The organism is Anaplasma capra (genome assembly GCF_025628805.1).
Classification (GTDB): Bacteria; Pseudomonadota; Alphaproteobacteria; order Rickettsiales; family Anaplasmataceae; genus Anaplasma; species Anaplasma capra.
In genome coordinates this window covers 1-12,029 of the sequence record NZ_JAOTBG010000005.1, presented here as the reverse complement: position 1 = coordinate 12,029, position 12,029 = coordinate 1, and the positions used below count along the sequence as shown (strand labels likewise).

At 47.5% G+C, this 12,029-nt stretch carries 10 protein-coding genes; 3 read left to right on the top strand and 7 right to left on the bottom strand.

Annotation, left to right across the window (positions count from 1 at the left end; all coding sequences use genetic code 11):
• The 4 genes from OC187_RS01700 to OC187_RS01685 form a co-directional block, all read right to left on the bottom strand.
• A partial coding sequence (locus tag OC187_RS01700) for a hypothetical protein (protein WP_263008527.1) occupies positions 1–338 on the bottom strand: 338 nt, incomplete at its 3' end.
• A gap of 20 nt (positions 339–358) precedes the next feature.
• Positions 359–1,258, bottom strand: coding sequence for a UDP-N-acetylmuramate dehydrogenase (gene murB, locus OC187_RS01695; RefSeq protein ID WP_262998343.1), 900 nt, complete (start codon positions 1,256–1,258; stop codon positions 359–361).
• A complete protein-coding gene (gene hemC, locus OC187_RS01690; RefSeq protein ID WP_262998342.1) occupies positions 1,233–2,132 on the bottom strand; it encodes a hydroxymethylbilane synthase in 900 nt (299 codons plus the stop codon). The genes murB and hemC overlap by 26 nt, the downstream gene beginning before the upstream one ends.
• 108 nt (positions 2,133–2,240) lie before the next feature.
• Entirely contained in the window at positions 2,241–3,536 is a 1,296-nt protein-coding gene (locus OC187_RS01685) for a bifunctional folylpolyglutamate synthase/dihydrofolate synthase (protein WP_262998341.1), read from the bottom strand.
• Positions 3,537–3,804: 268 nt separating this feature from the next.
• Here OC187_RS01685 and gatA point away from each other — a divergent pair, with 268 nt between their 5' ends.
• The 3 genes from gatA to prfB all read left to right on the top strand — a co-directional run bounded on the left by gatA (position 3,805) and on the right by prfB (position 7,449).
• Positions 3,805–5,274 (top strand): Asp-tRNA(Asn)/Glu-tRNA(Gln) amidotransferase subunit GatA, encoded by a 1,470-nt coding sequence (gene gatA, locus OC187_RS01680; RefSeq protein ID WP_263008526.1) that lies wholly within the window; start codon positions 3,805–3,807, stop codon positions 5,272–5,274.
• 120 nt (positions 5,275–5,394) lie between these two features.
• Positions 5,395–6,138: a YebC/PmpR family DNA-binding transcriptional regulator gene (locus OC187_RS01675; RefSeq protein ID WP_262998340.1), complete on the top strand. Its 744-nt coding sequence runs from the start codon at positions 5,395–5,397 to the stop codon at positions 6,136–6,138.
• 258 nt (positions 6,139–6,396) lie between these two features.
• Positions 6,397–7,449 (top strand): peptide chain release factor 2, encoded by a 1,053-nt coding sequence (prfB, locus tag OC187_RS01670; RefSeq protein ID WP_396124693.1) that lies wholly within the window; start codon positions 6,397–6,399, stop codon positions 7,447–7,449.
• Between the two features lie 78 nt (positions 7,450–7,527).
• Here prfB and OC187_RS01665 read toward each other — a convergent pair whose 3' ends face one another.
• The 3 genes from OC187_RS01665 to OC187_RS01655 form a co-directional block, all read right to left on the bottom strand.
• Positions 7,528–10,401 carry a hypothetical protein gene (locus OC187_RS01665; RefSeq protein ID WP_263008525.1) on the bottom strand — a complete coding sequence of 958 codons (2,874 nt, stop codon included), beginning with the start codon at positions 10,399–10,401 and terminating at the stop codon, positions 7,528–7,530.
• Between the two features lie 255 nt (positions 10,402–10,656).
• Entirely contained in the window at positions 10,657–11,385 is a 729-nt protein-coding gene (locus OC187_RS01660; protein WP_262998337.1) for a 16S rRNA (uracil(1498)-N(3))-methyltransferase, read from the bottom strand.
• 13 nt (positions 11,386–11,398) lie between these two features.
• Complete coding sequence (locus tag OC187_RS01655; RefSeq protein ID WP_262998336.1) at positions 11,399–11,884, bottom strand: peroxiredoxin; 486 nt, start codon at positions 11,882–11,884, stop codon at positions 11,399–11,401.
• Between the last annotated feature and the right edge of the window lie 145 nt (positions 11,885–12,029).

Below are 12,029 nucleotides of genomic sequence, written 5' to 3'. Positions count from 1 at the left end.
ATGTTGGTAACAGCAGCGGCAGCGGTAGCAGTATAAGCAGAGGCGGCGGCAGCTTTGACAGTAGCTCGAGTTGTGGTGGCACCAGCAGCTTTAGCTATTTTAAAAGCAGCAGTTGATATGGAAACTAAAGCAGAAGCGGCAAGTGCCATAGCAGCAACAATGGGAGGAGCAACGGTAAGTGCCAATGCCAATGCCGTCACTAGCATAAGTACTACGCATATCTCCATGAGTAACATGGAGATGGCATGGGCTCCATATGCACCTGCTATCTTCCTACGTGCTGCTCTAGCTTGACGCTCTCCACTAAAATCCTCGTGGAGCTTCTTGTTAATGCTCATTTTCCCTGTGTATCAGAGTGCTACAATCCACGCCCCAAAAATCTGATTTCCCACTCAAGATCAATGCCACATAGATTGCTAACTCTGTGGCGAACCTCATTACCTAGATCTTCTAAATCTTGTGCAGTCGCTCCACCCTGATTTAACAGAAAATTGCAATGCTTTTCAGAAACTTGTGCTCCTCCAATGCGCAACCCCCTGCATCCGGCTTTGTCGATCAGCTCCCATGCCAATTGCCCCTCAGGATTTTTGAAGGTAGATCCACCAGTTTTGCCCCTGACAGGCTGCGAGTTGTTGCGCCGCACTATAAACTCATTCATAACTCCCCTAATAGAGTTACGATCACCGAAAACTCCAGTAAAAGTAGCAGTCACAAAAATCCATTTGCCCTCCAGCTTGTGCTCGCGGTACGAATATCGCATATCGTCTTTGAAAAGCGTACAAACCTCACCGTGCTCATTTACTGCCTGAACCGAATGTAATACAGAAGCAACATCGCTGCCATAGGCACCAGCATTCATCTCAATTGCTCCTCCAACAGTACCCGGTATGCCCACAAAAAATTCAAGACCAGAGATTCCGTTGTCTTGAGCAACCATGGATAAGTTGCCCAATAGTGCGGCACATCCAGCAATAATTGTATTACCCTCACAACGTATGCCCGCAAACTCCCGACCTAGCTTTACAACGACACCCTCAACGATTCCATCTCTGATAATAAGATTCGATGCTGTGCCTACAACGGATATGGGTAAATCAGCATCACGCACAAATGCAGCTAAATCCTCTATACTAGCCGGCTTAAATAAAACCTCAGCCACACCTCCAACGTTAAACCATGTGGAATTACGCATACTCGCACCTCTACGGTACGTTCCCTGCACCTTTGGTAGGTTACACGCCACGCAGTCGTAATTCATCTTTGAGCATCACCCCCATTTCAAAACCTGCGTTCTCTGCCTCAGCTTCGGAAAAGGTGCGCTCCGTAAACTCCATAATGCGAGAATCATGAGCCAGCATACACTTCATTGACATCAAACCACTGTCTAAATACCTAGCCATTGCGGCCAAAGGCGTATGACAAGAGCCGTTAACAGCTTTCATGAAACTCCGCTCTGCTAATACAGTCATGAATGACCTGTGATCATTGAGCTTTTTAAGCACGGACGCAATTTCCTTGTCGCACCTCCTGTGTTGAACACACACAGCGCCCTGCCCAACGGCTCCCAGCATTACATCAGGATGTAATATCTCGCTGATCTCAGTATTTGCTGATATTCTATCTACCCCGGCTTCGGCCAGCACTATGCCATCACATTCACCAGCGCGTACCTTTGCAATTCGTGTGTCGACATTGCCCCGCACGGGGATTATCTCTAAATCCGGCCTCAAGGCAAGAAGCTGCACTTTCCGCCTGATAGATGAGGTACCGATTTTTGCGCCAATAGGCAGAGAGCCCACACTCCCATACCGCACAGATATGAATACATCCCTTGGAGATCTTCGTTTGAGAATACACGGAATGTCCAGGTCTCTGTGATAAAAGCTGGGAACATCTTTGGCAGAGTGTACTGCAATATCCACTCTATGGGACAAAAGCGCTTCTTCTATCTCCTTAATGAACAGGCCCTTGCCGCCTATATCGTGCAGTGGCCTGTCGTTCCTCACATCCCCAGACGTTTTGATCTTGGTAATATCCACCTGAATCTCAGGAAAGTGCGCAACAATCGCCGCTCTCACCTCTTCCGCCTGAAGCATCGCTAGCACGCTACCCCTTGTACCAAGTCTGATCACAGAATGAAGAGTAATTAACTAATGCACGCCACATTATAAACAGAAATGCAGCAACAACCCACTGCAAAATGGCCTGACGCCCTTAATAACACAGTCAAGAGACGTACATCAGCGCATGGTATTCTCCTTAAGAAGATCTCCCGCAAGGAATAGCGATCCACATACCAGGACTGTGGCCTCTGCGCCGGGATCCCCAATGCTGAGAATCTTCTTGATTGAAGATTGTATGTCACTCTCCGCAGAGGCAGGAATATTGAGCTCCATGGCCTCTTGTACAATTTCCTCAGCAAGCTTCGCCCTCGGCTCTGACTTTACACAAACTGCACATAGAAATTTGATGTATTTCTTCATATAAGATAGAAATGCCCTACCATCCTTGCCCCTAGTCATCCCCAAAATTAGGTACAAGCCACCATCCGTGTGACGCTCAGCCCAGTAACTCAAGGCCTGTGCTCCAGATGGATTATGTGCTCCATCTAAAAACATCTTCCAATTGTCAGGTAGCAACTTACGAACAAATCCACCGGTTATCATCTCAAGTCTGGCAGGCCACCGGGTGTTCGTAATCCCGCTAACTATGTCTTCATAATCAATTTTGTAGTGAAATTTACCGGATAGGATACTACATGCTGCCACTGCGTTACCAGCATTGATAATCTGATGGTCACCAAGTAGCGACGGAAGAGGAAATTCATACACATCCTCACCGCTGGTGAAGACCATACCGTCCGTACCCTTAGAGCAAAACCATTCGATATTCCCCCTGTACAAAAGGGCTCGTTCACGCATTGCATAGTATTCTATAGTGCGCATAATAGATTCAGGGTATTGCGGAGCCACAACACAGCTCACACCTCGCTTAATAATACCAGATTTTTCTCCAGCAATAAGCTCTACAGTAGACCCTAAAGAATCCGTGTGATCTAGAGATATAGAAGTTATGATTGATAAGATAGGAGTGACAACGTTTGTGGCATCAAGCCTACCTCCCATACCCACTTCAACCAGCGTAATATCAGCTGCCACCCTGGAGAATGCCAAAAATGCAGCCGCCGTTGTGGCCTCAAAAAATGTAACTTGTATCCCCTCACTTGCCAACCTACACTCTTCCAGAATTTCATCTAGATAGGCATCGGTTATCTTCGTTCCATCGAGTACAATCCTTTCATTGAACTCCACAAGATGCGGCGATGTATAAACGTGGGTCCTAATTCCGGCAGCACGGAGAATATGAGCAAGAAAGGCAATAGTAGAACCCTTACCATTGGTGCCGGCAACATGTATGACTGGAGGCATGAGCTTTTCTGGATTACCAATTCTTTCCAGTATTTTTGCCACTCTATCAAGTTTAAAATCCGGAACTCGACACTCTAAAACCCTGGGCCATCGCGGCATATACACCATAACATCAGCACCAATCAGAAAATCTACTCTCGTACTAGCACACAACAAACACAATATCTAGCTTCAAAAGGAATTCACCCACAAGATGGTCGCTGCACCGTAGAAACCCCAATGCCTCCAATTGCGTAACATACTACAACACCCATGCAGCCCCGTGATATCCCCAGATTGTCGCAACTAGAAACTTCGCTCATATCGCCAAATTCAGTTGCCTTGAGTGCAAAGTGTGCTAACCTCCAACACACGCGCCAGTAACTTTTTGCCGTTTATGAAGAAAGAGCTCTTAAAGCTGTCAATATCGGAAGCCCATCTCCATCTAAAAAATAAGGAATTTTCCTCACGGGAGCTGACTGAGGCGTATATTAGCGCAGTAGAACAAGAACAGCTCAATGCATTTGTTACAAAAACTCCAGAGTTAGCACTAGAAGCTGCAGACAAAGTGGATGGACTGCTAAAACGCGGGGAGCCTATAAATCCAATGTCTGGAATACCTGTAGGCGTGAAGGATCTGTTCTGCACCAAAGGAATAAGAACTACTGCATGCTCTAACATATTAAGAAACTTCGTCCCTACACATGAATCTACGGTTTCTCAAAAGTTGTGGGATAGCGGTGCCGTTATGTTGGGCAAGCTTAACATGGACGAATTCGCCATGGGTTCTGCAAACACCTACAGCTGCTTTGGGCCTGTAAAAAATCCATGGAAGGGAGTTGACGGCAGAGACTTAATACCTGGAGGATCATCAGGAGGATCGAGCGCCGCAGTGGCTGGATTGTTATGCGCTGGCGCTCTTGGAAGCGATACGGGGGGATCCGTACGACATCCAGCTGCCTTATGCGGCATTGTTGGGACAAAACCAACTTATGGCAGGTGCTCACGCTGGGGTATGGTAGCATTTGCAAGCTCTTTAGATCAAGCGGGGGTGCTGACCCGTACAGTAGAGGATGCAGCCATAATGCTACAAGCGATATGCGGTTATGATCAGAAAGACTCTACTTCTTCTCAGGAGGCTGTACCAGACTTTCTAAGCCACATCAATTACGACATACGAGGCAAACGTGTGGGTATACCAAAGGAATACGAACTGCCCCAAAATCGGGAAGACATACTGGCCATGTGGAATCAAAACATACAGCACCTTCAAGATTGCGGCGCGGAAATTTCGGAGATCAGCTTGCCACACACAACATATGCTCTACCCGTGTACTATATACTCTCGTCATCCGAGGCATCGTCAAACTTGGCTCGTTATGACGGGGTGAGGTACGGCACGAGAGTAGAGGGAGAAACTGTAGACGAAATGTACGAGCTCACTCGTAGCCTGAACTTTGGCGAGGAAGTGAAGCGAAGAATGCTAATTGGGGCATACACCCTGTCTTCCGGGTATTATGACGCTTACTACGACAAGGCTCGTAGAGTCAGACATCTGGTCATGCAGGATTTCTCTGCAGCATTTGAAAAAGTAGACTACATACTCACTCTAACAACTCCGGTAGAGGCTACAGGAATTGAGGAAATCCTCGATGCAATAGATAGGTATTTCACTGACATCTTTACGGTCCCCGCCAGCCTCGCCGGGCTTCCGGCAGTTTCCGTCCCAGCTGGGCTGTCAGAGCGTGGATTGCCTACGGCGCTGCAGGTCATCGGGAACTATTATGACGAGTGTGGAATGCTAAATCTGGCAGCCGTTATTTACCAACGTGCAGGTGGGCTACTTCAGCATTTACATGGCTTTTAGGTACGGCACCCTACCCTATATCCGATACTCGGGTGTATAAATCATGAGAGAAATAGGATTGCATATCTGCCGTACAATGCCTAGACTGTAGCACACGTTTTGCTGTACAAGAGGATTGCTATGGCCGGCCATTCGCAGTTTGCAAACATAAAGCATCGCAAGGGAGCTCAGGACGCGAAGCGCTCTAGGGTATTTACTAAACTCAGGAAGGAGATAATAATCGCGGCCAGGAGTGGATCGCCGAGCCCGGAATTGAACCCGAGACTTAGGGCTGCTATAGCATCAGCAAAGGCAGAGAATCTACCTAAAGACAAAATAGAGGCTGCAATAAAGAGTGCACAGGGGAATGAAGCTGATGATAGCTACGAGGAAATCACATACGAAGGATATGGCCCAGGTGGCACCGCCATCGTCGTGCATGCGCTAAGCAACAATCGCAATCGTACCGCTGGTGAACTGAGACACATTTTCTCCAGATACGGAGGCAAGTTAGGGGAGAAAGGCAGCATAGCATACCTCTTTGATCACGTGGGCTTGATAGTATACGGAGCGCAATGTATCGAGAGTTTCGACGACCTTTTTGACCTTGCAACCAGTTTGGGAGCCATAGATCTCGAGGAAGATGGGGAAGGCGAAGACAAGGTGTACAGAATAATTTGCGGCGTGGAAGATTTTGGTAAAGTCAGGGATGGGCTGTATGAACGGTACTCTGACGGCAAATTGGCTAGATTATCTTGGAGACCAAAACAGCATGTAGCGGTGGACTCTCACGATCTTTGCGCAAAGCTCACGGAGTTTCTCAACGACCTAGAAGAGAATGACGATGTACAACACGTTGAGGGTGATTTTTTACTTAAAAATTAGGGAACATAAGCCTAGAGCTGCCCGCTATGAGATTTATTCACGGCTTGCTTTTTCCGTTTCCATCTGCTAGCATCGGCATAGTCGCCTATATATGGGATTTATGTTGAAGCTGCTGTTGTGTGTGTTCTTGTTCTTCCTAGTATTCAACAGATTGGCATCTAAAGACAGTGGTGGGGTTCGGTAACTTGGGGGCGTGAATGCACAGTAGGTCCACAATTTCGGAAATTGTACGTAGACTCGGTGCCGATCTAGAGTCTATTGCGAGGTGTCTTTGACATTAGCGGTCTTGTGAGCTCTCTGGAGGCGCTGAACTTCAAGTGCTCGTCCACTTCCCTGTGGGACAACCCAGAAGATGCAAAAAAGTCGTTGGGTGAGAGGGCAAGGACTGGGGAGGTTGTAGCCTCGTTCAACGCTTTGAAAGAGGAATACGATGATTGCGTTGAGCTGCTAAGCCTTGCTGATGAGAGCGACAGCGAGTTCCTTAATAATTTAGGAGAGTCACTCGCCCAACTCGAGCGCCGCATCAATCAAAAGAAAACCGAATGTATGTTCTGTGGAGAGGCTGATGGCAGTGGATGCTTCTTGGTGGTGCGTTCAGGGGCTGGAGGCACAGAAAGCAATGACTGGGCTGCGATGTTACTGCGCATGTATGTGAGGTGGGCCGAGGCTTTCCACGGATTTTCAACAGAAATTGTGGACAAAATAGACGGTGAGGAAGCCGGGCTAAAGTCAGTAACAGTGAAAATCTCCGGACAGGGAGCCTATGGCTGGACAAAAACTGAAAGTGGCGTACACAGGTTGGTGCGTATATCACCGTTTGACTCTTCCTCAAGGCGTCACACAAGTTTCGCTAGTGTAGAGGTATCTCCGGTAGTTGATGACAGAATTGACATAGAAATCCTTGAGAAGGACCTGCGTATTGACACTTATAGAGCTTCAGGAGCTGGTGGCCAACATGTCAATAAAACTGAAAGTGCTGTGCGCATTACTCACATACCGTCAGGCATAGTGGTTCAGTGTCAGACTAGCAGATCTCAACACCAAAATCGTGCAGAGGCCTACAGTCTGCTAAAAAGCCGCCTTTATGAGATGGAGCTCCAGGAAAAGGAGAAAAAAATGGCCCTAGAACACAACAATAGGTGCGACATTGGGTGGGGCCACCAGATTAGGTCGTACGTAATGCACCCGTACCGCATGGTAAAGGACCTGAGGACTGGATACGAAGCTGGAGATGTAAATGCAGTGTTGAACGGAGATCTAGATCAGTTTATCACCACAACTCTGACGCATAAATCATACAAAGCACAATAGTACAGGGACTTGCGCTTGCCGCACCATGCACAACCGGGCCCCGCATGACCATACGCGCACCGCAGTATGGAATGTTTGTTAGCATGCCACACCTAGGTCACTCCCGTGTCCCCCGAGGCGAGAAGTCTTACCCAACACCGTAGAGCTATCTAGCTCTGTACCGACATCATCTTCATCGCTCAAATAATAGTCGTCTGAATCACCTAACTCGGCACCACAGCTAGAAATAGTTGTGCCATGATCTCCCGCCACGTAGCCTTCTGAAGCTAGAGCTGATTTGCGCCCACGAGGCAGCGAGCTTCCATCAAGCCCCTCACCGCACTCTTCATCTATCGCATCCTCTTCTTGCCCTTGTAACGCCAAGTCAGTATCACCAATACCCGGAGGACAAATCAACGCGTGATCATCTGAGCACATAAAGCCGGTAAACTGTACTGGTACAACTTGAGATAGAAACCAGTTCTGCGCATCGAATGTCAGGCAGCTTTCCCCCCTCAAGGCAAGCAAGTAGGTGCTCCCCGAGAACGGAAACCCTGGACCTTTCACCAGTAGGTGCACGTCACTGATATGCTTGTATTTATTAGAATTACTTGCGGCATCATGCACCTGAAGCAACGAAGTGATGTATTTCAGACAAGCTCTGCGCCTTTCTTCCAGATACATTCCACAGTACTGGTATATCGCAGTGATGATCCCGAAATCCACGTGATCTCTGTACATCAGCTTCCAGTTCATCGAAGTGCGAAACTTGGCATCGATAGAACCATTTCCGTTTTCAGGACACATAAGATCCACATATGTGTCCAGATACGCAAGCAACGGTCCTACCCTTCCAGTCCTAGCAAGCACCTTCATTAGTGCCATGTGCGAAGCCCTGGATGACCATTTACCAGCTACGTTGCATAGTACCCCACAGTCGCTAGCACCCATGTACGGACACGAAGAGAACGACATGTCCGTAGTGATATCCTTTGGCCACATAGCTTTGCCAGAAACCGCCTTTAATAGCTCAAGATCCCCATGATCGCGCATGGCATTCATACGGAACAAGATGCACATGCCGTGCGGAAGCTCATCCTCAGCACCCAATATACATACCTTATATTTATCTTGGGGCACAGGACGACCCCCCATGCATAGCTTTCCGTTTGCTATGCCAAAATAGGAAATGGATTGCTGTGCACAGGCATTTTGAAACAAGTTCCTGTCCAGGATATTCACGCAAAGAGTCAGCGTAGTAGCGGACTGATGGCCCGCAATGCAAGCCTCGTGACCACTTCTAGAGCGCAAAATCACTAGCCCTATTACGGATAACGCTAATGTTATGCCGATAACTGCCCCTACTATCGACATCGTATACGCGCTAACCTTGCCCGATGAGTATAGCGATGCAACAACACACAGTGCTACAACAGAGACAACAATAATCTCAGCAAGCGCTATGCAGGCCTTTCGCACACGACCGTCATAAAACTTGAAAACAGCACGGCTGGGACGACGGAATTGTTCTAGAAGCTCGGCATCAGTGTCTAGATCCTCGCCACTAACAGCCACTTGCTGCCCAAACACAGGACCTTGACTCGTGCTTATTGCGCTGATGCCATTATCTATTTGGATTGGCAAATCTATCTGAAATCCGTTACCGAAACACTCCAGTAAAGGAAGCAGGCTTTCAAAAAAGCTGCAGGTACAAAACTGATGAAAAGGCGGAGGATCCACCCCACATGACCGCATGAGACTCTTCACTCTTGCGTACTTGGCCCGCAACGCCTCAAGTAAAGAACTCTGAGCACTCCCTGCCTTTGCCCCGTTATTGTCGTATGCATCGTATATACTCGGGAACCGTACATCACCCTTCAGCAACGTATCAATTAGATCTTTATTGTGTTTCTTAGATGGAGAGTGCACACAAGAAATGGCAAGAATACCAGCAGCTTCTTGATACCTATCAGGAAAGTCCGTTGCCACAGACTTCATCATGTCAAGTATTCTTATATTAGACTTTGCGGCACTTACATGACGATTTGAAGCGTATACTTCCATACTGCAGGCACATAGAAAGTTGGCACCCGAACGCTTCTTAGTTGAGCTGTCACGTATAACTTCATCCTTAATATTCTGAGGTAGATCTGAGATGGCCTTCAATACCGCAGAAAGCAGTGCTGCCCTATGCTTAGCATGAACACCCGCCGCCGGAGAGACGAATGCGTTCGAGTAGTAAAGCTTAGATAATATTCCGGTATTGAGTTCATCGTATAAAAGCGCACGCCCGTCTACAGTGGTGTGCAAAAACTCGCTGCCAAGCCTCCATTCGTTATTCCCGCCAGTCGCGTGCCCACCAGCGTCAATGTAATTAATAGCACGCGTCATGTAGTAATCTAGATATCGCCCGAAAATGGCAGTGAGCAAGTCGCAACCATCGCTGTCAGGAACCGTTTTTCTGCCCGGAATTTTATTCAGCAGGTTCTTGGCAACACCACAAAGGCCGGACGATTCAGGAGTGTGTGGGTCGCCACCCTCCTCTTGACTGGATAATGATACGTTGCCACTGTCTATCACTCCCGCTATGCAGGAGAAAAGATTGTGCACTGATTCAGCATCACTAACCACGACACTCACTCCGGCTGTGATTCGCGCATTCTCTATGCTGGTATCTGTTAGATGCACATCATCAGGTGCAAAACGGCTCAACAGGGAAGATAAAGTGCTATCCACGTCAGTCTCAAGGACAAGTAGTAGCTCCTCTTTACCATGCTCAGGACGCGCAAACCGGACCTTGCATCCAGCAAATTCAAGGTCTTGTCCCTCTATCTTTAGCAAACCCTCTTTTGCGAGACTTACGACAGCTAGAAAATTGCGCCGCAGACCGGGATCATTGGCAAGCATTGCTTGCAGTGCGGCGCTCCTACTTCCATTACCTGAGCCACTAAGACTGAGAAATAATTCGGACATAATGCAGACCACTTGACTAAAGTACAGCTAGAAGCTGCATACCCTTGGTACATCAATGGTAACACCTATGGTGAATTTTTACCATCACAAGTAGTGTATATGCCCCTTCATAGCAACTTTCATGCTACATTATCCTGTACACTATCAACGATTTATACCGAGATTTACATCGGGCACTCACACACCGTAGACTCAATGGCATCCCAATTATGTGCACCAAATTTATTGGATGTGTAGGCTCGATGCAGTGAAGGCTTACACAGCCAAATAGCAATCATTGGCATACGCAAGTGCGCACACCACGGCAGTGTCAACTCTCAGTATACGAGGGCCAAGAGATATCTTGTCGCAAAAGCCCTCAGAAAAGTGTAATTCTTCGCCAGAAAACCCCCCTTCCGGTCCCACAATTACCCAAGCATCCCGATCCCCACGTAGGACCTCACGTGGCGGTTTTCCAGTTCCTGTCTCATCACACAACACAAATTGCCTTTCGGGGCTACAAAACTCACGTAATGCAATAAAATCCACAACAGGCGCAACTTGCGGAATATCTTGTCTACCACATTGTTCTGAGGCTTCAATCGCCCACAGACGGCATTTTCTCCTGTCTATGTCACTTACAGAAGAGTATTTAGTGTAAACCGGCTGTAAAAGGGTTACGCCCATTTCTGTAGACTGTCTGACAATGCTACGCACTATGTCGTTTCTCACCAGAGCAAAACATAAGACCAAATCCCTAGTGGGTACGTACTCCTTCAAGGGCTTTTCGATCTCAACCTCAACAGTCTTATGTGAAATGCACGAAATCCTACAAAGCCATTCGCCGCGCATTCCATCAAACAGGGATATGACATCATTGCACCTAGCCCGCATCACATCACGCACATAGTGGGCCTGGCCGGCATCTAAGACTACCCTGCCACCTACCCCAACCTTGCTGTCTTCATTGTACAATCTAACTTTTATAGGTTTTTTCCTAGACACAAAGCTACACCAACTAAACGGTCTCTTCGTTTTCTAAGCTGCTCACTGCATGTAAAACAGCATTTACGTGCCCATCTACCTTGACTTTGCGCCAGACTTTCCGCACCTTGCCACTCTTATCTACAAGGAAAGTTGACCTTTCTATACCCATGTACGATTTACTAAACATGCTTTTCTCAACCCAAGTGCCGTACAGTTTGGACAAGTTTGCCCCCTCATCGGAGATTAGCTCGAAAGGCAACTGGTGCTTCTTCCTAAAGTTAGCATGGGAAGATTCCCCATCACAAGAAACGCCTACAATCACAGTATCCAGACGCGAAAACTCCGCATAGGCATCCCTAAAATCTTCGGCTTCCTTGGTACACCCTGGCGTATCATCCTTCGGATAAAAGTACAGAACTATATTTTTCTTACCTATATATGTGGAAGAAGGCACCGTAGTACCATCTTCACACCTCACAACAAATTCAGGAGCAACCTCCCCCTCTAGCACACTCATGAACAACTCCGACCATATAACGAGCACAGATGATACACCCTCTTGCAGGTATTCACAAAACTAATAACCAGATCAAAACTGATAACACGATCTTGGAGGAGCTAGGGTAGAAGTTGAAGTAGGATACGAAAGGTTTGTAATTAAG